Origin of the sequence: Spiroplasma endosymbiont of Tricholauxania praeusta, from assembly GCF_964019535.1 — a bacterium.
Classification (GTDB): Bacteria; Bacillota_I; Bacilli_A; order Mycoplasmatales; family VBWQ01; genus Spiroplasma_E; species Spiroplasma_E ixodetis_A.
On sequence record NZ_OZ026450.1, the window covers coordinates 1,378,171 to 1,402,153 of the forward strand.

Genomic DNA, 23,983 nt, shown 5'->3' on the forward strand with positions numbered 1-23,983 from the left:
TTTCTAAAATATTTGATTAATTTTTAATACAATTTTTACAATAATAAATATAATTAAACCAGCAGTTGCAGAAGATAATAGTACTCCAATTAAACCTAAAATAATTTTTATAATTTTAAAAAACATAATATTATTCCTGTAATTCTTCTAATTTTCATACATTACCTTTTAAATTACCTTTTCCGCTATAAATAGTAATCAATTTTGCATGTTGAACTGATAAAATTACTATATTAGCACTATCATTAAAGGTTTGTATTTGTACACCATCAATTTTTTTATCAGTTATAATAAATTCTTGTATAGTATAAACTGGATTATATATACTTCAAGAATAATAAACTCTATAATGTTTATTAACTATAAAATCATAAGTAATTTGTCAATTATCTCATTTATTTTTTTCTCTTGTTCCTACTTCTTTTCAATTTGAACGACTTGGACTTGGTGTTGGAGGAATATCTTTTAATTCATTAATAGCACCGGCAATAGTTTTATCAGTAGTTTCTAAATTAGGAATTTCAGTACTAATAGTATTGATAGAAAAAACATATTTAAAATGGTCTTTATCCATTTTATCTTCTATTTTTTTATCTACTTCTTCTTTTTTATAATAATCAGATAAATCAGTTTTACCACCAATAGCACTAATAGTATTAGTTACTTCATCAATTTTAATATTTTCGCCAGTAGTTAATTTATTTTGCTTTTTATCTAATAAATTATTAGTTTCTATTTTTGTATAATAATCACGTTCAGTACTTTCTTCTGCTATAAATTCAGTTGGCGTATCTATTCCTTGATATTGATATATTTCTTTTATATCACCAATTAAATTAATTTTTCCACGTTCAGGATAAGAATTACCTCCACCCCTAAATTTTTTATTTCTATTGTCATAGTAAATAGTTCCAATATTTAAAATATTTTTATTTGAGATTTGTTCATTATAAGTCATGGAATCAACATTTAACAATTCAAATTCATTAAAAACATTATTTAAATAAATTTTAATTACTTTATAAAATTTCATAAAGTCATTTTCTGTTGAATATTGATAACTGATTTTAATAAAATATCATTTAAATGTTTCTATATTATTATTTTCAACTTTTTTTCATAGGGGACTAGTTTCGATATTAAATCAATTATTTTTAACATCATTAATATTTTCGTTTGCTTTAATTAATTCAGTATTTAATTTTGTAATTTCATTTTCATTAGTAGTAATTCGTTTTTGTTGTTTAGCAGAAAAATCACAAGTTGGTGCATGTGTATAATCACCAATTTGTGGATTATTTTGTAATGCTTCGGGTGGTAATGTACCAATTTCATCAGGTCAATCTAAAATCATTGTTTCAGATTCTTTATCATAATCTGTTGCAACATAACCTTTATTTATAAATTTTGTAACAGGACCTCTATATATTTCATTTTCATTATCATCAACTAAATCATCATACAATTTCATTTGTTTTGATAATGTAAATTCTTTTTGTTCTTTAATTAATTTATCAATTTGATTTCTAGTATAAAATGCTTTTAAGTCAATTTTTTCAACATCTATTTCATCATCATTATAACTTGAAAATATTTGTTTTAATTCTGTTAATCTTGCTCATATTTTCATTCTACTAGGTGCTAAATCTCAAACATTAATTGTAGGAGTACTATTTGCACTAAATTGAGTACCATTATTAAATTGAATAGTAGCATCAACATTAAATTCAATTGGTGTACGATTAAATACTCAATGTTCAACCATTACATAAACCATATCTTTTAATGTTTCTTTAATTAATTCATCTTTAAAACTATCAAAAGGAAATTTAGATAAAATAAAATCAAGATAAGCATTAATATCATTTTGAGCACGAATAGCAAAAGTTATAAATCAATCATTAACATTAGGTCATGTTTGTATGTATTGCTGTGGCGTTTCTGTAATTTTTCCAGTTAATGGATATCAGTTATTATAATTTTCTAAACTGACATCAGTTCAAAGTTTATTAATCATAATTTATCATTCCTTAAAAAATGCTTTTTTATAATGTTTAGTTTTTGTTTTAGTTTTTCTATGTGCAATATGAATAACTTCTTTTTGTAATTTCTTTTTCCCTTTTTCTACAATTTGACTATATGCAAATTTTTCTAAATGATGTAATAGTCGAGTACCAAATAAAGTATTAACTGAAAATTTTAAACCAACACTTTTAAATGATTTATTAATATTTTCAATAGGATTATTAATAACATTCACTACTTTATGATAAGTTCTTATTATTCTAAATATTTCTCTATAAACTTTAAAACTATCTCTAATTACTTGTTGAATAACTGGTGGAGCAAATGCAATTGCTTTTAATCATTTATTACGACTAACTCCATAACCAATATATCAACCACTATATCATCTATATCAGTGAAATGGATGTATTTGAGTAACAAAAGTTTCTGCTTTAATAATACTATCAACAACTGTAATTGGTTTATACTTAGGATTACGATGATAAATAGTAATTGCACATTTACTTAATGATAAAGGTTGAATTTTACAACCCATAAATACTGGTGAACTTAATGGAATTAATTGTGCATGTTTAATTGCTTTTTTCTCTGCACTAGTAAATAAATTTGTTGCTTTTTCTTTTAATTTATTAATTTTTTCAAATGCTTGTTTTTCTAACTTTTCAAATTTTTCTTGTAATTTATATATACTTTCTCGTAATTTTTCAAAATATGGAGTATCTTTTCAAAATTTATTTAAACCTTTTTTTAAATAAAATCTAATATCAAAATATTTAAAAGTTTGATTTGCTTTTAAAACAAGTTGATGAATAACATTATTTTTAAAATTAAATTTAATAGCATTAGCACGAATTTTTTGTAAATCTAAAATTAAAGTTTTTCCATATCTATTTTCTGTATGTATTGTATGAACTAAATTTAATCAATCATGTTGATTCATGGATAGTACTTTTTTTAAATCAGTATTATATTTTTTTAAAAAGTTATTTGCTTTTTCAATATCTTTAATTTTAAATTTAGGAGTTAATTGTGGACTTAGTTTTATTAATGTATTTTGTAATAATAAGTAATCTTTTAACTCTTGTGCTTCTAATTTTTGAAAATTATTTTTATATTGTCTTTCAGCAACATAACCTAAATCTCGTAATACTGTTTCACGATTAGGAGTAAAACTATAATTCATTAAATAACGTTTATTACCAATAATTTTATCTGTTAAAATTTCTTTTCCACTTACTTGACTAATAATTTCTTGTAAATTTTTTGCTTCTTTAATTCCAACTTGTTCTAATGTTTTAGTTTTTTGTGCTAAATTAATAAATTTAGTAGTACGATAACCACGACTAATTTTATTAATTCCAGCAAATGCTGGTAATATATTAAAAAAAGTATTTAATGGTGTTACATTTCCTTTTAAATAATCATAAACTTGATTAATAGTAAAATCAGTTAAAAATTCTACACCAACAGCACTAATACTAGCAATTAAATCACTTGCACCTAATCCAAGTGCTAAACTTTCACTTAAACCACCAGTAAAAGGAGCAAGTGCTACTGCTATAACTTGTACACCAATCATTTCTAAAATTTCTCACCAAAAACTTTTATTTTCTTGCTGTTTACTTATTCTAGTATGTTTTGGTTTATTTATGTTTAAAAGTATTGCTGTACTAGTTGTACCGATTGGCATGGTATTAATTTCCTTTATTTAAGAGTTATTTTAATTGGATTTGTTGTTCCTTTATAATTTAAATCATTAACATTTGAAGAAATAACTATGTATAAATCACCTGCTTTTTGTTTTTGATTACTTACATTAGTTTTTCCTTGTGCATCACTAAAATATTTAATAGTTGGATTTGTTAAATTTGGATTTAATGATTTAAGTTCATTAGTACTTTTTATTTGTGTATTTAATTCACTATTATTGTTATTAACATTTGCAGTAATATCAATTGTTAAACTTGTAATTTTAGTTTTTAAATCAGTTTTATCATTATTAATGATTGCACATAACATTCAACGTGAAGTTGTTTCTTCATCTGTTATATAGGGTATTGATTCACCAGTTACTTCTCCACCAACTAAATATCTTCTTCCAACTTTACCATCAGCAATATCTTGAACATATACAACTGTATTTTGCAACATATAGCTAACGAAAGTAATGTTTACTCATATCTTGAAAAACAAAATCAATCGCGTTTTTAATATTTGGTCAATAATTTGGTAATATTTTTCTTATATTATGTTTTATAGCAAATCAAAAATGTTCAATTGGATTTAAATTAGGAGAATATGGTGGAAGAAATAATAGTTTGCATCCAACATTTTCAATTAATTGTTTTGTTGCTTTAGATTTATGAAACGTCGCATTATCTAAAACTATAATTTGTCCACACTTTAATACTGGAATTAGTATATTTTTAACATATGATTCAAAAATTTTACTATTGCAATGTCCTTCAAATGCTCATAGAGCTTTTAATTTACCTTTATTTAGTGCACCAATTATACTCATTCTCTTTATTTTATATGCAGGTTTATTATCAAATAATCTTTTACCTTTTTCAGACCAACCATATTTATAAAATTCATTATCATCAATTCCAGATTCATCAATATATACCAAATCTTCATTCATTATTTTCGCTATTTCTTTTAAAAAATCTTCTTGTTTATTTTTATCTCTTTGTTCATATAGAAAAGTTTTTTTTATATGTATAATTTAGTTTTTTGAAATAGTTATAAACTGTTTCTTTTGTCATATCACCAAATTTTTCAATTACTTTTTGAACTGTAACATCTTTATTTTCTGCTAAATAATTTTTTAATTCATCTAAATCCTTTATTTTGTGGCTATGTCCTTTTTGATAATTCAAAATTGGTTTTATATTTCCGGTTTTTTGCTTTCTTTTTCTTCATAAAAATAAAGTCTTTCTAGTGATATTGAACACTTTACAAATTTCTTTAATTTTCATGTTTTTACTTTCATAAACTTCTATTACTTTTCTTCGTAAGTCCTCACTGTATGGTTTTGGCATAATTTAATCTTCCTAATCTATTTTAATTATTGCTGAATTATACTTGTAAGTGCAAGAATTGTTTAAATTACATATTATTATTTTACATTATTTATGAGTAAACATTACTTTCGTTAGCTATATATCTTTTCATTGCTCTTGGTGTTGCTAAAACAAAAGACATAATTTTAGTTTCATTATTATCAGTAAAAGTCATATAATCATCCATAACAATTTGACATAGTACACCTTTAATATATAAATCATTTCCATTTAATCTTAATTGTTGAGCAATCTGATTATCAGTAATTAAACCTTTATTATTAGCTAAATAAACAATACTATCATAAAGATTATTAGTAATAAAAAAACGACAATTATTACTATTTCTTAGTTGAAATAAAGTATTTCAAGCATCTAACATTGATTTTAAATATCCTACTGGTGTTTTATCAGTAATATCTACTTTAGTTGCATATTTTGCAATTACATTTGTATCATTATTTGCTAAATAATCTGCTAAATCATTAGCAACTTCATATTGCATTGTATTTAATAAATTTTGTCCATTTTCAGCATTTAAATCAACATTAGCAATTATTTCACCTGCAACTGCTTTCTTCTTTAATTTCTTTTAAAATTTTAATAGTTTCAGCATAACTAACATCTAATCCTTTGCTTTTATCATTTCATTTTAGTACTTTAATTTCTGGATTTTTTGGTTTTTTAACTATAAATTCAATTTTTGTAGAATTAACCATTTCAATAGGAAAAAAACTTGCTCATGGTGAATTTGATTGTTTATAAAATTCTATAAACTCTGGTGCTTCTACTAATTTTTCGGTATTATCTAAATTTTTATTGAATGGTACTGCCATTTTTTATTTTCCTTTCTGTTATAAATTATTTTTCTTTTTATAATCCAATAAAGTACTTTTTATTGAATTTGGTTGATTTGTTATTATTGTCTGTGGTTTGCCACCTGTATTAATTGTTTCTTTAAATACTGGTTGTTCTTTAATCATTTTTTTAATAGTTTCTTCAATTTTTGAATTTTCTAAATTATTAGTTTTAAATTTTAAATAATCATAAAATTCACTTTTAACTTGATATTTTTTAAATATATTAATCATTTCTTTTTCTTTAATTTCTTGATTAAGTTTATTTAACTTATTTTCTGCTTCATTAACTTTATTTTCTATTTCTTGTGAAGAAGCATTATTTTCAGTTAAAGGTTCAGTTGTTTGTTGAACATTATTTTCATTTTCTAACATTTACATCACCACTTTTTTATTTATTTTCTTTATTAATCTTTTCATTTAACTTTGCTAATTTTTTTTGATGTTTAATAATTTTGTTATTTGCTCTAACATGTTTTGGAGTTGTGATAAATCTTTTTAATAAAACAATAATTTCTCTGCAAATTAATGTTCCAACACTTGTTCCAATAATTATTAATTCATGTAAAAATTCTTTCATCTCAATATTTTCCTTTCAACTATTTATTTTTAATTTTTAATTATTCATCAAATTGACCACCATTAATTCTTTCAATCATCGATTTTGAATTACTTATAATGCTTACTAATAAGGCAATTTCTTTATTTAATTGTTCCATTCTCTCTTTATATGTATGAATTTCATTATTATAATATTCAAGTAATTTTTCTTTATTCATAAATTATTCACCTCCTTTATAAACTCATGTGATTATAATCTCAATTTAATGAAGCATTATCATGATTTAATGGTACTTCGCTCATATTATCACTACCATAATATTGACTTGCAGTTTCACTATTAATAGTAAATCTATTGTCATTAATTAATCTTGTAGTTTCATCATTAAATGATGTTTCTTGCATTTCTTCATTATGATGTGTAGTTTCCATAGGTAATAAATTATGGATAATTTCACTTGCACCAGCAACAATTGTAGGTACTGCATAAGCATTATTAAAATTATTATTAATACCCATTGCTACACCACTTGATATTAAACATCCACCAGTTGCCATATTACAAATCTTTCTTATTGTTTCAAATTTATTAGGTATTAACTCCGTTAATCCATTAATAAGATTTGATATACCATAAGCATTTAAACTAATATATGTATCTCAATCCATTAATGACTGATTTTCTTGTTTATTTAATAGTAATCATGGCGGACCTTCTGTTGTAGTTGTAGTAATTATTGGAATTGGTGTTGTTGGAATAATAGGATTAATATTATTTTCTGTTCATTTACTATAATTTGCTAAACCAATTGTTCCTAATCCTAATGCTATTTTTTTAGAACTATTAATTAATTTAGTTTTAGTATTTGGTCTTTGATTTAAATTTCAAATATCTAAACCTAATTTTTTACCAAATAATAAACTATTAATTGAACCTAATATTGGATTAGCAATTACTTGACCATAATAAGCACTTGTACCAATCATTGCACAAATAGGACTTATACCAGTTCTAATTAATTTGGTTAAAGTATAATTTGATTGTGTATTTTCGTTTGGCATTTTATTCTCCTTTATTTGTTTTTATCAGTTCTCTTATAACATCTAATAAGGAATCTACTACATAAGAATTTAATTCAAATTCATAATTTCTAATTTTAATTTTTTCCTTTTGCATTTGTTTAATCTCCTTTAATTTCTAATTTTTTAATTGTTACTTTAATTCAACCTTGATAAACATCATTATCACCAACTATTAATGCAACATTACTTTCGGGGTCAGAAACAATTATGTGTTTGGATTTAACATTTGGGTATTGTCTTAAAATAATTGCTCTAATATCATTACTTGTATGAATTGCTTTTGGAAATGGTGATAATATTTCAATTTCATCTTTATTTTCAAACAAAGTAGGTAATATTATCATTAATTATTCTCCTTATTTTTAATTTGATTAGCAATTTCAAGTTTTTCTTGTTCCAATTTATCTTTTATTATTTGATTTTTTCTAATTATTTCTTGTTCTAATGAATAAATATGTTCTGACATTTTATTTATTATTAAATTTATATAATGTATTTCTTCTTCAATATTATTAAATGCAAGAGTTCCTATTTTAATTTTTAAATTTTCTAATACTTTTTTCCATATCTTTTTTTATTACTAAATCAGTCATTTGTTTTGGATTTTGATTAAAATTCATTATATTTTTTCTCCTTTTTGTAAAATATCTTTTATTATTTCTAATTCAGTCATTCTAATTTCATTTGTTTTAATAAAATTTTGCAATCTTTCAATTTCTTTTGTATATTTATTAATATTTTCTTTATGCTGCTTAATTCTGTCATTAATATATTCTAATGGTGTATTTTTAATCATTTTTTTACTCTTTTCATTTTTTAAATCATTTAACATTGATTGAACAAAATGCACGATTTTTAGGAATATTTAAAGTATTAAAAATTTGACCAGTTACAATAATTTCATCGTTTTTGTTTAATAAAATACATCGTCTATAAAATTTTGGGTTATTAAAAATTAAAGTAACATAATTTAATCCATTTCATTGACCACGAACACTATAATATAATTCCTTATTACCTTTTTCGTAATATTTTGCTTCAATAGTGTTACTCAGTTTTACTTTTAATTTGACATAATTTGCTTTATCTTTCATTTTTATAATTCCTTAAATAGTATTGAATATGCTTATAAGCATCTTGTTCATGTTTTGTTAATTTTATATTTCCTTTATAATTTTCTATTTTAGTTTTATTTTTTGGTTCACTTTCTAAATAATCTCAATTCATAACATCTTCTACTAATACCATTAATGCACCAATAATCTTAGGTGTTGCTAATGGATTAGTTAATAATTGTTTTGAGCTTAAAAAGAAATTTTCTACAATAACTAATATTTTTTGATTAATAAATTGTTTTTTAATTAATTTAAAATATTCTTTATATATATTTTTACTTTCTAAAACTGTTTTAATTTTGAATGTTTCATTAAAAGTAATATTATTAGTTTCACTTGAATATATAACCATTCCATTATTACCAATTCCAGCAGGATCAATTCCAATAATTAAGTCATATTGCATTAATTAAGTTAACCTCTAATAATCGTTTTAATAATTTCTAAATCACAATTACATCAACAATATTTACATTCTTCAATAAATTCTTTATGACCACAAACTAAATTATCTTTTTTTAAATCATCAATCAGTTTAATTAGCCCTATTTTAAATTCAATATCATCACTGTCTGGTATGCAAATCGTTCCTCTTTTAGTTAAATATTCTTTATTCATATTTATGCCTCCTACTTAACCTAATATTTAAAATACAGTCATAACAAATCGCTTTACTATTTTTATCTCTTAAAAAATATTTTCTTGTTTTTATATCATTAGTATTAAAGAATAAATAATCTAATTTATTTTGTTTACATGTTCAACAAAAATACTTTTTCATTATGAGTTGAAATTTCCTTATATGAAGTAACTATATAATTAATTGGTAAATCATCGTGTTTATATGGATTATTTATTTTAAAACTTTTTCTATTTTCTTCTCATGTAATGTTGTATTTAAAACATGGATTTGTAATATTAGTTTTGTTATCTGTTATTTCACCCATAAATCAACTATTATGCTGTTCATAAAATGTTAATGGTTCAAGTTTGATATCATTAAGATAATATTCTTTGGGTGTTTCTTGTTTATTAACAGTTATTTTTTGGTCTTTAATATATGGTTCTAATAATTTTATTAATTCATTACCACTTAATTCTCTTTTAATATTTTCTAAATTAAAAACTCAATATGTGTAACTGTTATCAACAATAAAAGAATTATTTTTAATCATTCATTTTGGAAGCGATAATTTATATTCAACATAATCAATAAGAATAGATTGTGGTTTATCTTTAACAATTTGTTCTTTTTTAAATTCTATTTGCATAATAATCCTTTCCTAATATGTTCTGTTGCTTCTAGCATAAAGAACATATATTTTGATTTTTAGATTATTAATAATACTACTATTAGTTTTATTCATTCCATGAAAACTGGGCTCAAAAATAAATTGTGAAATTTTAAAAAGAAATCGAGGCATTCGATTCAATACTTATTTAATTTGTGTTAAACAAATTAATATTTTAATTGAACCGGCACCGCTCAATTTTTTTTACAAGTTTGAAATTTATTTTCTCGCCCAAAAAAATTTTTCAAAAAAAATAAAAAATAAAACCAACACTTGCTCACTGGGGAGTGGCAAGGTTGGTTAAATAAAGAATAGAATTAATATAGTAGGTTCCCTAGTAGGTCTATATATACTAGTTTCCAATTCGCTCCCACCCCAAGAATTACCATTAAATGGTTAGTATAATTTATTAGGTATCACTCCACTTTTTATTTATTCATGCAAGTCCACATGTTCTAGCTACTATTTTTAACAACTGTGTTGTAGTTCACTTTTTTAGTTCCCTAACACGTGTTGATAATAGCGTTAAAGACGGTTATTAAAAATTTTAAAATTTTACAATTACAAAAAAAGACAAGATTATTTCTTGTCTTTTTCCTTGTTAATAATTTTTATTTTATCTTATAAAATCTATATTTTTTAAAATACGTCGAATATAAATTTAAGGGTAAAAGAGAATTTAATTTGTCTATCATCATTTTTAAATGGTAATTTCGGAAATAAGTTACTAATATGATAATTAATTATTTCGTAACTTTGACAACCGCCCTCATTAAAGTTGTCTTCTTTTTTTAATTTACTTTTTTTTGTAAGTTGATTTTTATTTTTTTTAAAAATATAAAATAAACTAAATATTGAAGTTGTTGTGAAAAAGAAACTAATAACTAAAAATCAAAATTTTTTTAAACTTCATTGACTACTTTTTTTTCCAATTTTCTCTTCTACAAAAATTTGATTTTCTTTAATTATTAATGAACTAGTTTTTAGTTTATTAATAATTGGAATTCTTATTACTTTAAAAAATTTACGTTGGTCAGTTCTAAACCATTGAATTTGCATATCTGTAAAAAATGGAATTTGGTCCTTTGTAAAAGATTGAATTTGTTGGGCTATTAAAGACTGAATCTGTTCCATTGTCAATGATTGAATCTGCTCTTTTGTAAAATATGGAATTTGTTCTGGTGTAAAAACTTGAATTTGGTCGGTTGTAAATCAAGAAATTTGTTCTTTTGTAAAAAATAGAATTTGTTCTGGCGTAAAGATTTGGATTTGCAAAGGCGTAAAAAATGAAATTTGATTTTCTGTCAATGATTTAATTTGTAATAATGTAAAAGATTGAATTTACTCTTTTGTAAAAGCTGCAATTTGAATTGGTAAAAATGACTGAATTTGTGATAACTTAAACGACTGAATTTGAATAGATGTAAAAGACTTAATTTGTAATCATGTCAATGATTGAATCTGTTCCATTATCAATGATTGAATCTGTTCCATTGTCAACTCTTGAATTTGATCTTTTGTAAAAACCGCAATTTGTGATGGCAAAAACAATGAAACTTGTTCTTTTGTAAATGAACTAATTTGTAATGGTGTAAAAGATTGAATTTGATCTAATGTAAATAATGGAATTTGGTCCTTTGTAAACGCTTGAATCTGTAATGATATAAATGAAGCAATTTGTTCTGGTTTAAAAGATTGAATTTGTGATGACCAAAATGATTTAATTTGTTTTGCTATAAATTTTGGAATCTGTTCTTTTGTAAATGAACTAATTTGTAATGGTGTAAAAGATTGAATTTGATCTAATGTAAATAATGGAATTTGTGCTGCTGTAAAAAATGGAATTTGTTCTGGTGTAAAGACTTGAATTTGTAATAGTGTAAATCAACGAATTTGATCTAATGTAAATGAAGCAATCTGTTCTTTTGCAAAATTTGGAATTTGCTCTTTTGTAAAAAATGGAATTTGCCATAATCAAAATGACTCAATTTGAATGGGCGTAAAAGCTACAATTTGAATTGGTAAAAATGACTGAATTTGGTCTTCCGTTAAATGTAAAATTTGTATTTTTGTAAATGCTGGAATTTGGTCTTCTGTCAATGACTGAATTTGTCATAATCAAAAAGACTGAACTTGCAACGGCAAAAATGATGCAATTTGTTCTCTTGTAAATGCTGCTACTTGCAACGGCAAAAATGATTTAATCTGTCATAATCAAAATGACTCAATTTGAATGGGCGTAAAAGCTGCAATTTGAATTGGTAAAAATGACTGAATTTGTTGAATTGTAAAAAGTGGAACTTGTTGTTTTGTAAAATCTACCACTTGCAACGGCAAAAACGACTGAATCTGAATTGGTGTAAATGACTCAATCTGGATATCTATGAAAGATGAAATTTGCTCTTCTGTAAAAACTTGAATTTGCAATGGCAAAAATGATGCAATTTGGTCTGGTGTCAATGCTAAAATTTGCAATGATGTCAGTGAAACTACTTGTTCTTTTGTAAATGACTGAATTTGCTCTTTTGTAAAAGACACAATTTGTATTTCTATAAATTTTGAAACTCGTGATGGCAAAAATGATGCAATTTGAATAGGCAACAATGATCTAATTTGTATAGGCATCAATGCTTGAATTTGTCATGACCAAAAAGACTGAATTTGAATTGATGTCAATGCTTGAATCTGAACTTCTGTAAAAACTGAAATTTGATCTTTTGTTAAGGATTGAATTTGTCAAGGCATAAATGATTGAATTTGAAAAAATGTAAAATATGGAATTTGTGTAACATTAAATGACCTAATTTGTATAGGCGTCAATGATTGAATTTGTTCAGTTGTAAATAATGGAATTTGTTGATTTGTGAAAGATGGAATTTGTTCTGCTGTAAAATATGGAATTTGTTTTTCTGTAAAATATGGAATTTGCAACGGCAAAAATGACTCAATTTGAATTGATGCCAATGCTTGAATCTGATTTTCTGTAAAAAATGGAACTTGTTCTTCTGTTAAGAATTGAATTTGTAATAATGTAAAAGATTTAATTTGATCCGTTGTAAAATGTAAAATTTGTCAAGAAGTAAATAATTTAATTTGTTCGGTTGTAAATAATGGAATTTGAAATTTTGTTAAATGTGAAACTTGCTCAATTGTCAATGAAACAATTTGTACTTTTGTTAACGATTGAATCTGTTCTTTTATCAATGACTGAATTTGTGATAACGTAAAAATTTAATCTGCTCTGTTGTAAATGACTGAATCTGAATCGGTGTAAAAGATTGAATTTGTAATAATGTAAATTCTGGAATTTGTGCTGCTGTAAAAAATGGAATTTGTGTAACATTAAATGACCTAATTTGTATAGGCGTCAATGATTGAATTTGTTCAGTTGTAAATAATGGAATTTGTTCTGCTGTAAAATATGGAATTTGTTTTTCTGTAAAAAGAGGAATTTGTAATGACGTAAATGACTCAATTTGTACTTTTGTAAATTTTGAAATTCGTAATAATGTAAATGATTTAATTTGAATAGGCAAAAATGACCTAATTTGTATAGGTGTCAATGATTGAATTTGTCATGACCAAAAAGACTGAATCTGTTCCATTGTCAATGATTGAATCTGAACTTCTGCAAAAACTGAAATTTGATCTTTTGTTAAGGATTGAATTTGTCAAGGCATAAATGATTGAATTTGAAAAAATGTAAAATATGGAATTTGTGTAACATTAAATGACCTAATTTGTATAGGCGTCAATGATTGAATCTGAATAGGAGTAAACGCCTTGATTTGATTTTCTGTAAATGATACAACTTGTTTTTCACTAAAATACGGAATTTGCGACGGCAAAAATGCTTGAATCTGAATAGGAGTAAACGCCTTGATTTGATTTTCTGTAAATGATACAACTTGTTCTCTTGTCAATGACTGAATTTGTGATAACGTAAAAGATTGAATTTGTTCTGCTGTAAATGATACAACTTGTTCAATTATTGATGAATTATTTTTTTGTTTATTAAAAGTTGAAATTATTTTTCTTCCAAAAAATTTACGCTGCTCTAATGTAAAAATTTGTTTTTGTTCTGATGTAAATGATGCAATCTGTTTTTCTGTAAATTCTGGGATTTGTTCTTTTGTAAAAGCAGAAATTTGTAACGGTGTAAACGCAGGGATTTGTTCGGTTGTAAATAATGGAATTTGTTCTGGCGTAAATACAGAAATTTGCAACGGTGTAAACGCAAGGATTTGTTCTGATGTAAAAATTGGGATTTGTTCATATGTTAAATACGGAATTTGTTCTAATGTAAATGCTGCAATTTGAATAGATGTAAATGACTGAATTTGTCATAATCAAAATCATTGAATTTGTTCAGTTGTAAATAATGGAATTTGTTCTGCTGTAAAAAGTGGTATTTGCTCTGGTAGCAATGATTGAATTTGATATTTAGATAAAGCTTTTATTTCATGATCTGTTAAAATTGATATTTTTATTGAAGGTATTATTGAAATCATTGTTGTATTAGATTCTACTTGTAAAGTCTTAAAAATTGAAATATTACTATTAATGATAGGTTCTTCTTGTAAAAGAGGTTTAACAATCAATGAATAATTATTAGGCATGTGCTTTTCCTTTCCAAATAAAAACCTATTTACTTTAAAATAAAGTAAATAGGTCAAAAACTTATATTTATATTTTAATATTTTTCTCTATCTATTAAGTGAATCTTACACTATTTTAAGAATATTATTATAAATATTATTTATAAGCAATTTTATTTTTAATATTAATATAAAACCTTCATTTATTTTTAATGTTCATTAATAACAACAATTATTTTTTTACTAACATTGTTAATTTTAATAAAATCATTAATTTTTTGTGAATTAACTCGTTTAGCATTACGCAATGCTCAACCAATAGAACGTATTAGATAAAAATTTGTTGTTAATAACAATGGCTTAATTAATGCAAATAGTAAATTAAAATCAGTATCTTCTTTAAACATTAATTGTGATTGAATTGCTATTCTTTGAATTCAAAAATTACTATCATTTATTAACTTAAATAAATATTGATCTCTAACACTAATATTATTGTTACTAAATATAAGAACACCAATAATATTATCAAAATAATCAGTAGTATCTCATCAAATATTATGCTTAATTATCGATAAAAGCCAATCTAAGTCATTAAAACTTAAGTTTTTCTTTCATCAAAGATTTAAAAATTCCATTGCTGTATATTGAAATTCACGATTTTTTTGTAAATATAATGTTTCAAATAACTGTTTTTTACTTATTAAAGATAAATTTTTATTTCATTTATTTAAAAATAATCTTACTAATGGTTTTCGTTTACTAGTTAAAATTCCATAAAATTTGAAATTATTAATTAAAAATTTTTCTTGTTTAATTTTAGTATTAATATTAGCATTATTAATAAAAATTGTCGTTAATATTTTTATTTCTTCATTAAATTTTTCCATATATACCTTTCTATCTATATAAAATATTTTATCTTAAAAATATTGAAGGGAAAGTACTCATTAAAATAATCGTTATTATTGCTAAACAACTAAATATGCATAATCTAAGAATATGACGAAAATGTTTTTTATTTAAATAACTAATTGTTTGATTTAAATACATTAAATTTCATTTATTAATTGGCAATTGATAATAATCCAAAATAGCGATTAAAATTGCATGTTGTTTAAATGATTTACATTTTTTATAATATTTAATATGGAATGAAATTTCATTTCAATGCTTGAAACTAAAAATATTATTAAGATCCATTAGTTCCGAAACAATTTCTTCTGGTGTAAAATCAGCATTTGCTGCATAAAAAGATTTGAATTGCTTATTTTGTTTAATTCAATATTTAACCTCATAAATAATCATAAATAATGCAATTACTAATACCATTACCACTGTTAAATCTTTAAATATATTTACCGCATACAATAATTTTCGAAGTTCAAAACTAATTTTTTGATCAGTTTTATCAATAACAGTTAATAATATTGAAAGAATTATTGAAAATATTGATAAAAACAATGCTAATATATCCATAATTCTAATTTTTTGTGTACATTTTAATTTAATATATTTAAATAAATCTTTAACAACAATATTAACATCAATTGTTAATGTTAAATTTTGTATATTTGTTTGTATTTCTTCATACCTAGCTTCTTCTAACTTTTCTTCTTCATCATCAAAAAACATAGTTTTCCCTCCATCCTATATTATAATTTTAACATTATCCGTAACTAAAACTAAAAAAATGAACAACTCAAAAAGTTGCTCATTTTTATATTTTAGTAATAGTTTATTTTGGAGTTCAAGTTTTTAATAAATCATTTTTAATATTACCTACTTGTGGCCCATAAATTACCTGAATAGCTGTACCTTTTTTAAAGATACCAACCGCACCAGTTGATTTTAAAATATTATCATCAACTTTAGTTTCATCAAAAACTGTAACACGCAATCTTGTAGCACAATTGTCTAATAATTTAACATTACTTCGTCCACCAAGACCTTTAAAAATATTTTCTAACATATCATTATTTTTATCTTTATTAGTATCAGGTGTTAATGTTTGTTTCTTTGTCATTTCTGCTTGTAAAGTTTTATGAATAGACTCTGCACCATCAAGATAGGTAATTTCAACTTTATTGGCAATTACTTTAATATTTTTAGTTCCACTTAATCTTAATAAAGCTTTTGAATAAATATTTGCATCTTTTAAAGTTGCAACTAATACTTTATCTTTAGCGTTAACATCAATGATATTTAATGCTCCACCAAGTCCAAGTAATAAATTTTCTACTTTTGTTCTACCTTTTTTTGAAGACTTATCTAAAGAACTTTCAACACTTTGTAAAGCTAAGTTGGTTGCTAATTCTCCTTCTTCACGACCTAAAGTTTTGTAATTTCTTCACTTAATAATGTAATAGAACCCAAAGAAATAAGCAGGTGCCATAATTAATCCAGTAACAAATACTCAATAGAATCCTGTTTCTTTACCAAGAATACTTGGTAATATTCCAAAGAAAGAAAAATCAATAAATCCAGCAGCAAAACCTTGACCAACAACTATATTTAATAAATACGCCATCATAAAACTAATTCCTGCCATAAATGCATGGAAAACAAAACATAATGGTGCTACAAATAAGAATGAAAACAATAATGGTTCTGTAACTCCTGTTAAGAAAGAAGTTAGAGCAGCAGATCCTAAAATACCACCAACCATTTTTTTATTTTCTGGTCGTGCTAACATTCACATAGCAAGTGCTGCAAAGGGATAGCCATATTGCATATATGCAAATCGCCCACTCATAAACATTGTTCCCGGTGTTTGATTCATGTGTCCTACTGCATTAGAAGCAAATTGTCCAAAGAAAATATTGTACGCTCCAACAAAATGATCACCAGATTCATTAATTCAATTTCCACCAATTCCAGTATATCAGAAAGGCGCATATTGAACGTGATGCAATCCTGTTGGTATTAATAAACGCTCAGTAATTCCAAAAAACATTGCAATAAATGCTCCACCAACTGTCGGATGAAAATTATCACCAGTTAACTGTCCATCAGTAAGTTGACCTGTATTCATACCAGCTGCTAAGCCATTACCAATTTCTCTAAAAGCAATTAATAACATTGGTCAAATAAAGAAAAAAGCTAATCCCATTCCTATTCCAACAAAAAAAGCTAAAATTGGCACAAAACGTTCACCACCAAAAAAAGCTAATACTCTTGGCATACGAATATTGTATGAATGATTATGAACAATTGATACTAATCAACCAACAAGAATGCCACCTAAAACTGAAGTATCAAACGTAGGAAATAATCCTAAGACAGAAGAAAATAAACCAGAAGATTTACCACTTTCTGGAGTAATCTTTGCACCTTCACCTAAACCTCATGGATCAAACCCCAACATTCCTGTTTTAGGATTTCAAAAAAACATGCCACTAATAACTGAAGTCATAACAATAAAAGTAATAAATCCAGAAAGAGCAGCTACACCTTTACTAGCTTTTGCAAAACCAAAAGCAATAGAAATAGCAAAAATCAATCCTAAATTAGCAAAAACAACGTTTCCGGCTGATTGCATAATTGAAAAAATATTAATAATAGCAACAAGACTATCATGATTAGGCAATTGCTTTAAAGCACTAGCAACTCCACCACCAATTCCTAACAATAAAGAAGCTATTGGTAATGTAGCTATTGGTAAAAAAATGGCTCTTGATAAGTTTTGCATTTTACCAAACATTTTGCCACCTAATTTATTGAAAGTTCCTTTAAAAGTAAAACTAGGATTTTTCTTATCCTCAGGAGATGTTTGTTTACTATGAAAAAATTTACTCATTTTCTCACCTCCATTCTATATTGTTCTATACAGATGAGAATTTTATTCTATACTTAATATTAATATTTAACTATTTCTGTCAAGAAATTGTAAACCAATTTAAATAAGTTAAACATTAACTTAAAAACTAATTTCAAATTAATATAAACTTATATTAATATACTATCAAATTTTACAAAAAATACAATTAATATAAATAAAAAAGTAAGTACAATTACTCCTTGACAGAAAAGTAATAATACTTACTACAATTAAAGTATAACAAAAACACAAAAAAATACAAATATTACAAAAAATACTAAAAATATAATTAATGTAAAATTCTTTTTTGTAAAAATACTTTTTCAATTTTACTTTTATCAAAAACTTTATAAAGAAAATCTAAAACATCATTTTTATTAAATTTATTTTTTAATAAATACCTAAATCGCAAACTTTCTAAACTTACATAATAGTTAAAATCTTTAAAATAATCGCTATTAGCAACATAATCATAACTTCCACCAATTAAATAAGTAATACCTTGTTCATTTGGTTTAGTTTTAAATAAATAAAATTCTTTTGCTTTTTCACATGCTTGCACTAATTCTTGTAAACTTAACATTTTAGTTCCACGAACTATAAGCGGATTTTTACAATTTCTACTAAAAGAATATGCTTGAATACCAACATCTTTTTGATTTAATGATTTAATATTTTCTTGTACTTTTGTTACATATTTACTTAAATATTTAACTACAAATTCATTTGTTCCTTTATGTACAACCTTTAAATCAATACCTTTATTATTACCAGCATGTGTTCATCATGTAATTATCATACTATATGGTATTTTACGATTAAATAATATATGAAAATGAACTGCACCACGCTTTTGATATTCATAAACATAAAAATATCTTAATTCACCCAAATGTTTAGCACGTTTAGGGTCATTTCATCAACGTTTTAAACGTTTAAAAAATAATTGTAAATCATGTTTTGCTTTTTTAATATCAGTTTCATTTTTGTGATAAGTTAAAGTTAGAAAACTTAAAATTCTTGCATTATAAAAATTATGTAATGCTTTTTGAACTAATTTACATTTAGTACGAACATTATTATTTCTTAACTTAGTATCATTACCAATATTCTTTATACCTAATTTATTTCTTTCATTTCTAATCATATCAATAGGCAAAACAATATTTTTAACATAACAAGCATAAAAAATCTTTTTAACATAAAAATTATATGAAATATTCATTTATAAACATTCCTGTCAAGAATTTTTAATAAAATTAAAATTGAATGATTTATAAATAAATATAAATCTTTATATATCTTATCATAAAATAATAAAAAAAGTATCAAATTTTACACTTGCGGTGAAAAATGATACTTAACAGATAAAAATATTATATATATAGCTAACGAAAGTAATGTTTACTCATAAATAATGTAAAATAATAATATGTAATTTAAACAATTCTTGCACTTACAAGTATAATTCAGCAATAATTAAAATAGATTAGGAAGATTAAATTATGCCAAAACCATACAGTGAGGACTTACGAAGAAAAGTAATAGAAGTTTATGAAAGTAAAAACATGAAAATTAAAGAAATTTGTAAAGTGTTCAATATCACTAGAAAGACTTTATTTTTATGAAGAAAAAGAAAGCAAAAAACCGGAAATATAAAACCAATTTTGAATTATCAAAAAGGACATAGCCACAAAATAAAGGATTTAGATGAATTAAAAAATTATTTAGCAGAAAATAAAGATGTTACAGTTCAAAAAGTAATTGAAAAATTTGGTGATATGACAAAAGAAACAGTTTATAACTATTTCAAAAAACTAAATTATACATATAAAAAAAACTTTTCTATATGAACAAAGAGATAAAAATAAACAAGAAGATTTTTTAAAAGAAATAGCGAAAATAATGAATGAAGATTTGGTATATATTGATGAATCTGGAATTGATGATAATGAATTTTATAAATATGGTTGGTCTGAAAAAGGTAAAAGATTATTTGATAATAAACCTGCATATAAAATAAAGAGAATGAGTATAATTGGTGCACTAAATAAAGGTAAATTAAAAGCTCTATGAGCATTTGAAGGACATTGCAATAGTAAAATTTTTGAATCATATGTTAAAAATATACTAATTCCAGTATTAAAGTGTGGACAAATTATAGTTTTAGATAATGCGACGTTTCATAAATCTAAAGCAACAAAACAATTAATTGAAAATGTTGGATGCAAACTATTATTTCTTCCACCATATTCTCCTAATTTAAATCCAATTGAACATTTTTGATTTGCTATAAAACATAAGGGAGCATACCGATGTTGTCAATAATATTCAAATTTGTCTTAAAATTATAAAGTTAGACGAGAATAATTTTGACTTCAATATGCAATTGTATGTTAATCTTAACACTTAGAAAATATTAGTCAACAATAATACTTACTTTTATAACTCAAAAATTCTTATTAAACTTTACGTTAATAAGTTTTATTTTATTTTTAGTTATTTTTTAAATTTAAGTTTTAATTTATAATAACTGGATGGCTGTATTTATTTGATAACATTTAAAATTAACCATTTTTGTATACATATCAATGTTATAAGTTCTATCACCAATCATATGCTTTAAAATTTGTTTAATATTAGTTTCAGTAAAGCAACCAATATTTTCAACTAGTGCTTGGTTTAATACACCATCTTTTGCATTAATAAAATAACCAACTTTTATTTTTTTATATTGTAAAGTTAATGATTGTAAAAAATCAATTAATTCATAATATTCACCTTTGGCAAATAAATTTATTGCATTTTGATAGTGTAATTTAGCAATTTGATTTTTTCTTCTTCCAGCCATGATACCAAGAAATAAAACATGAAAAGCATGAAATTTATCTAAAATAAATTTGGCATTTAAAATGGTAGCAGTTTTTCTAATTCATTTTGCACTGTCTCCACAAACTATTAAATTTGCTTGGTCAAAGTTTTCAAAAAATAAATTACCATATTTTTCTATTAATTTTGCGGTTTTTTCAGCACCAATTTCTGTTTTTGATACTCTTATTTTACATACAGCTCTTTTATTAATTAATTTTCCATTTTTCTTTTTACCAGTACACATTACTATTAATCTCATCGAACATTTTTTACAATTTTTAGTATTGTGTTTTTCATTAAACTTAAATTTTCGATGACCATCATCAATATTTACATATAAATTTTGATTTGGTTGTAATGGTATTTTGGGAATATTTGCTTTTGGTAATTCAAATTTTTGATATGTTCTACAAACTGTACTATTACTTATTAAATCTTCAATAAAAGTATCACAAACATCACGATACTTTTTACCATCAGCAAAATATTTTAAAATTTGTTTAATAACGTTAGGTGCAAGTTTACTATATTTTTTAACACCAAGATAGTTATCTAATAAGGATGCATATTCAGTTTTTTGTTTTTCTATGTTATAATAAGTACAAATACGTCGTTTATAAGTTAATAAACCTTTTTTTGCTTTTAGTTTTCGTTGTCTAAATCTATATGATTTATATTTAGATTTATCACATGTACTTCATAAATAATCATCTATTTTTTTAAATAATTCTTCTGTTTGTTTTAAACTTAATTCATCTTGATTAAAATCGTGTTTGTCTCAATCAAAAAGATTAGGAAATGGTAGTGTTAACATTTTTAATGTTCCTTTCTTTTAAATAATTTAATTTTAACTTATATATGTTAATAAGGAGTAAAATATGGCTTTTATTAGTAGTTATGCACAACTGAATAAAAAATATAATCTTAATTTTAGTGATAATAATTATAGTTTTAGTTGAGATATTTTTAAAGCATTTGTTGGTGATGAATGAGCAGAATATTTTACTACTAATTGTTTTTATCGTTTTATACCAACAGCACGTGGAACAAGAAAAACTTGAAACTGTTTAGCATTTGATTTATTTATATGTTGTAATTTTAGTGATAGTAGTGTCCAAGAAGTAAGAAGATATGAAAATACTCATAGTGAAACTACAATTGGTGCTTTAATGAATGTTTGTCAAGTTTTATTAGATACATATAATATTAATTTATTACCTAATAATCCACATGGCATTAAATGAAAAATTACTAAGGATGGGGGATGTATTATCTTTCCAAGTAATCAACAAATTGATTTTATTGGTTATGCTAATGGTAATAAAATTTTTGGAAAAGAAGCAGGTGGGTCAAGTTTTTTAGGTTCAAGAACAGATGAAATAATCATGGCAGAAGAAAAAGAAACACTTACTGATAAAGAATTAACATATCGCTATGAGCGATTAGAAATATCTATGTTTAGAAGTAACAGAATTAAAGTGTCAAATGAACCAATTAAAGAATGAAATTGAACTTTTATTGATAAAAATATATATAGCCCTACTTTTGGAAAAAAGATTACTCGTTATTTTTATAAAAACTTTTTTATGACTTTTACATGCAATCCTTATGATAAATATCATCCATTTTATTTAAAATACTGTACGCCATTTTTACCATTAAATAATGAAGTAATGGAAAATCTTAAAAAAATTGGCAAAGTTTATTATGAAAATAAAGACATGTTTAGTGGTTTAGGTTTATTTGTTTTAAGATTCACTATTAAACCATTTTGAGATAAGTTACCGGATATCCAAAAAAGAAAATTATTAGAAATGAAAAAAAGTAATGAAGATGAATATAATACTGTTTATTATGGTTTTGAATTTTTAGATAGTGATGCAACAATTTTCCCATTTCAAAAAACAGTAAAATATTGACAATCATATGATTTAAAACAATTTTATAATCAAGAAAAAGAAATGTATAAATTTGATTTTTATAGTGTTGGTATTGATTGAGCTACGGGACCAAAAGACCATACTGTATTTATGGTAGTTGGTTTTAAAGAATATAATAATACTGGTTATTATGATGCTTATATTATTTGTGAATTAGTAGTTACACCAAATGACTTTATAAATGAAAATGAAAAAATTAATGCTTATGTTAATGAAATTTTAGGATTAATGGATAATTTTGAAAATTTTGAACAAGCAATTTATTTTTATGATGATAAAGCAAGAACAGCAATGGATTGATTAAATCAAAAATTAATTGATGAATACAATACTATTTTAATAACACAAACTGCTATTAAACATGCTTCAAATTTAAATCAAGAAGCCGGATTAACTAATAGAGTAGTTTGAATGAGAAATATTATGAGTTATGGAAACTTTTACGCAAATAAAGATGATTTACCAAAAACAACTCAATGTTTAGAAGAATTACGTTATGATGAAACAAAAACTAATATTCCTGACAAAAATATGTATCAAGACCCTTATGATGCTCTGTTTTATGCACTGTATCCATATAAAAATGTAATTAGGGGTAAAAATAATGCTACTGTGAAAAAAAGTATCTTCACATTTGCTATATAATAAACAATTTCAATATAATTAATAGTATAGGTATTATAAAATAAACGCCTTTAATTTAGGCGTTATTTTGCATTTAAAAGCATACTTGTAAAAATAATCAAAAATAGT

At 23.9% G+C, this 23,983-nt stretch carries 30 protein-coding genes; 3 read left to right on the forward strand and 27 right to left on the reverse strand.

The window, feature by feature from the left end; translation table 4 throughout:
* Positions 1-3 precede the first annotated feature (3 nt).
* The 26 genes from AACK96_RS07655 to AACK96_RS07780 form a co-directional block, all read right to left on the reverse strand.
* The gene (locus tag AACK96_RS07655) at positions 4-126 is read right to left on the reverse strand and encodes a hypothetical protein (RefSeq protein ID WP_338973392.1); all 123 of its coding nucleotides are present in this window, start codon (positions 124-126) and stop codon (positions 4-6) included.
* 4 nt (positions 127-130) lie between these two features.
* Positions 131-2,017 carry a hypothetical protein gene (locus AACK96_RS07660; RefSeq protein WP_338974224.1) on the reverse strand — a complete coding sequence of 629 codons (1,887 nt, stop codon included), beginning with the start codon at positions 2,015-2,017 and terminating at the stop codon, positions 131-133.
* A 3-nt stretch (positions 2,018-2,020) separates the two neighbouring features.
* Positions 2,021-3,718 carry a hypothetical protein gene (locus AACK96_RS07665; protein ID WP_338974225.1) on the reverse strand — a complete coding sequence of 566 codons (1,698 nt, stop codon included), beginning with the start codon at positions 3,716-3,718 and terminating at the stop codon, positions 2,021-2,023.
* Between the two features lie 14 nt (positions 3,719-3,732).
* Positions 3,733-4,179 (reverse strand): hypothetical protein, encoded by a 447-nt coding sequence (locus tag AACK96_RS07670; protein ID WP_338974226.1) that lies wholly within the window; start codon positions 4,177-4,179, stop codon positions 3,733-3,735.
* A gap of 4 nt (positions 4,180-4,183) precedes the next feature.
* Positions 4,184-4,756, reverse strand: coding sequence for an IS630 family transposase (locus AACK96_RS07675; RefSeq protein WP_338975134.1), 573 nt, complete (start codon positions 4,754-4,756; stop codon positions 4,184-4,186).
* Positions 4,713-5,072 carry a helix-turn-helix domain-containing protein gene (locus AACK96_RS07680; RefSeq protein ID WP_338973555.1) on the reverse strand — a complete coding sequence of 120 codons (360 nt, stop codon included), beginning with the start codon at positions 5,070-5,072 and terminating at the stop codon, positions 4,713-4,715. Before AACK96_RS07680 ends, AACK96_RS07675 begins: the two co-directional genes overlap by 44 nt.
* 91 nt (positions 5,073-5,163) lie before the next feature.
* On the reverse strand, positions 5,164-5,598 hold the full coding sequence (locus AACK96_RS07685) for a hypothetical protein (RefSeq protein WP_338974227.1): 435 nt from the start codon (positions 5,596-5,598) through the stop codon (positions 5,164-5,166).
* A 43-nt stretch (positions 5,599-5,641) separates the two neighbouring features.
* Positions 5,642-5,929: a hypothetical protein gene (locus AACK96_RS07690; RefSeq protein ID WP_338974228.1), complete on the reverse strand. Its 288-nt coding sequence runs from the start codon at positions 5,927-5,929 to the stop codon at positions 5,642-5,644.
* 18 nt (positions 5,930-5,947) lie between these two features.
* Positions 5,948-6,325, reverse strand: coding sequence for a hypothetical protein (locus AACK96_RS07695; protein WP_281747963.1), 378 nt, complete (start codon positions 6,323-6,325; stop codon positions 5,948-5,950).
* Positions 6,326-6,341: 16 nt separating this feature from the next.
* Positions 6,342-6,530 carry a hypothetical protein gene (locus AACK96_RS07700; protein WP_174480113.1) on the reverse strand — a complete coding sequence of 63 codons (189 nt, stop codon included), beginning with the start codon at positions 6,528-6,530 and terminating at the stop codon, positions 6,342-6,344.
* A gap of 40 nt (positions 6,531-6,570) precedes the next feature.
* The gene (locus AACK96_RS07705; RefSeq protein ID WP_338961498.1) at positions 6,571-6,729 is read right to left on the reverse strand and encodes a hypothetical protein; all 159 of its coding nucleotides are present in this window, start codon (positions 6,727-6,729) and stop codon (positions 6,571-6,573) included.
* A 16-nt stretch (positions 6,730-6,745) separates the two neighbouring features.
* Positions 6,746-7,573 carry a hypothetical protein gene (locus tag AACK96_RS07710; RefSeq protein ID WP_338974229.1) on the reverse strand — a complete coding sequence of 276 codons (828 nt, stop codon included), beginning with the start codon at positions 7,571-7,573 and terminating at the stop codon, positions 6,746-6,748.
* 119 nt (positions 7,574-7,692) lie between these two features.
* A complete protein-coding gene (locus AACK96_RS07715; protein WP_338973650.1) occupies positions 7,693-7,938 on the reverse strand; it encodes a hypothetical protein in 246 nt (81 codons plus the stop codon).
* On the reverse strand, positions 7,938-8,060 hold the full coding sequence (locus AACK96_RS07720) for a hypothetical protein (RefSeq protein WP_338974231.1): 123 nt from the start codon (positions 8,058-8,060) through the stop codon (positions 7,938-7,940). Before AACK96_RS07720 ends, AACK96_RS07715 begins: the two co-directional genes overlap by 1 nt.
* 153 nt (positions 8,061-8,213) lie before the next feature.
* Complete coding sequence (locus AACK96_RS07725) at positions 8,214-8,426, reverse strand: hypothetical protein (RefSeq protein ID WP_338973522.1); 213 nt, start codon at positions 8,424-8,426, stop codon at positions 8,214-8,216.
* Positions 8,395-8,688, reverse strand: coding sequence for a hypothetical protein (locus AACK96_RS07730; RefSeq protein WP_338973423.1), 294 nt, complete (start codon positions 8,686-8,688; stop codon positions 8,395-8,397). The genes AACK96_RS07725 and AACK96_RS07730 overlap by 32 nt, the downstream gene beginning before the upstream one ends.
* On the reverse strand, positions 8,678-9,115 hold the full coding sequence (locus tag AACK96_RS07735) for a hypothetical protein (RefSeq protein ID WP_338973653.1): 438 nt from the start codon (positions 9,113-9,115) through the stop codon (positions 8,678-8,680). Before AACK96_RS07735 ends, AACK96_RS07730 begins: the two co-directional genes overlap by 11 nt.
* An 8-nt stretch (positions 9,116-9,123) precedes the next feature.
* Positions 9,124-9,327 (reverse strand): hypothetical protein, encoded by a 204-nt coding sequence (locus tag AACK96_RS07740; protein WP_338974232.1) that lies wholly within the window; start codon positions 9,325-9,327, stop codon positions 9,124-9,126.
* Between the two features lie 134 nt (positions 9,328-9,461).
* The gene (locus tag AACK96_RS07745) at positions 9,462-9,980 is read right to left on the reverse strand and encodes a hypothetical protein (protein WP_338973655.1); all 519 of its coding nucleotides are present in this window, start codon (positions 9,978-9,980) and stop codon (positions 9,462-9,464) included.
* A gap of 660 nt (positions 9,981-10,640) precedes the next feature.
* Complete coding sequence (locus AACK96_RS07750) at positions 10,641-11,309, reverse strand: hypothetical protein (protein WP_338974233.1); 669 nt, start codon at positions 11,307-11,309, stop codon at positions 10,641-10,643.
* A gap of 33 nt (positions 11,310-11,342) precedes the next feature.
* Positions 11,343-13,205 carry a hypothetical protein gene (locus AACK96_RS07755; RefSeq protein WP_338974235.1) on the reverse strand — a complete coding sequence of 621 codons (1,863 nt, stop codon included), beginning with the start codon at positions 13,203-13,205 and terminating at the stop codon, positions 11,343-11,345.
* Positions 13,199-14,620 (reverse strand): hypothetical protein, encoded by a 1,422-nt coding sequence (locus AACK96_RS07760; protein WP_338974236.1) that lies wholly within the window; start codon positions 14,618-14,620, stop codon positions 13,199-13,201. The genes AACK96_RS07755 and AACK96_RS07760 overlap by 7 nt, the downstream gene beginning before the upstream one ends.
* Positions 14,621-14,808: 188 nt before the next feature.
* Complete coding sequence (locus AACK96_RS07765; RefSeq protein WP_338961282.1) at positions 14,809-15,489, reverse strand: DNA alkylation repair protein; 681 nt, start codon at positions 15,487-15,489, stop codon at positions 14,809-14,811.
* Positions 15,490-15,517: 28 nt separating this feature from the next.
* On the reverse strand, positions 15,518-16,234 hold the full coding sequence (locus AACK96_RS07770) for a hypothetical protein (RefSeq protein WP_338974237.1): 717 nt from the start codon (positions 16,232-16,234) through the stop codon (positions 15,518-15,520).
* Positions 16,235-16,337: 103 nt separating this feature from the next.
* Entirely contained in the window at positions 16,338-18,398 is a 2,061-nt protein-coding gene (locus AACK96_RS07775) for a PTS transporter subunit EIIC (RefSeq protein ID WP_338974239.1), read from the reverse strand.
* A 310-nt stretch (positions 18,399-18,708) separates the two neighbouring features.
* Positions 18,709-19,644, reverse strand: a complete 936-nt coding sequence (locus AACK96_RS07780; RefSeq protein WP_338974241.1) for a rolling circle replication-associated protein — start codon at positions 19,642-19,644, stop codon at positions 18,709-18,711.
* A 280-nt stretch (positions 19,645-19,924) separates the two neighbouring features.
* Here AACK96_RS07780 and AACK96_RS07785 point away from each other — a divergent pair, with 280 nt between their 5' ends.
* A complete protein-coding gene (locus AACK96_RS07785; protein ID WP_338973555.1) occupies positions 19,925-20,284 on the forward strand; it encodes a helix-turn-helix domain-containing protein in 360 nt (119 codons plus the stop codon).
* Positions 20,285-20,312: 28 nt separating this feature from the next.
* On the forward strand, positions 20,313-20,747 hold the full coding sequence (locus AACK96_RS07790; RefSeq protein WP_338975149.1) for an IS630 family transposase: 435 nt from the start codon (positions 20,313-20,315) through the stop codon (positions 20,745-20,747).
* Between the two features lie 196 nt (positions 20,748-20,943).
* On the opposite strand, the gene AACK96_RS07795 is transcribed toward AACK96_RS07790, so the two are convergent.
* Complete coding sequence (locus AACK96_RS07795) at positions 20,944-22,104, reverse strand: Mbov_0401 family ICE element transposase-like protein (RefSeq protein WP_338973382.1); 1,161 nt, start codon at positions 22,102-22,104, stop codon at positions 20,944-20,946.
* Positions 22,105-22,168: 64 nt separating this feature from the next.
* On the opposite strand from AACK96_RS07795, the gene AACK96_RS07800 reads away from it, so the two are divergent.
* Complete coding sequence (locus tag AACK96_RS07800) at positions 22,169-23,875, forward strand: hypothetical protein (protein ID WP_338973384.1); 1,707 nt, start codon at positions 22,169-22,171, stop codon at positions 23,873-23,875.
* Positions 23,876-23,983 lie beyond the last annotated feature (108 nt).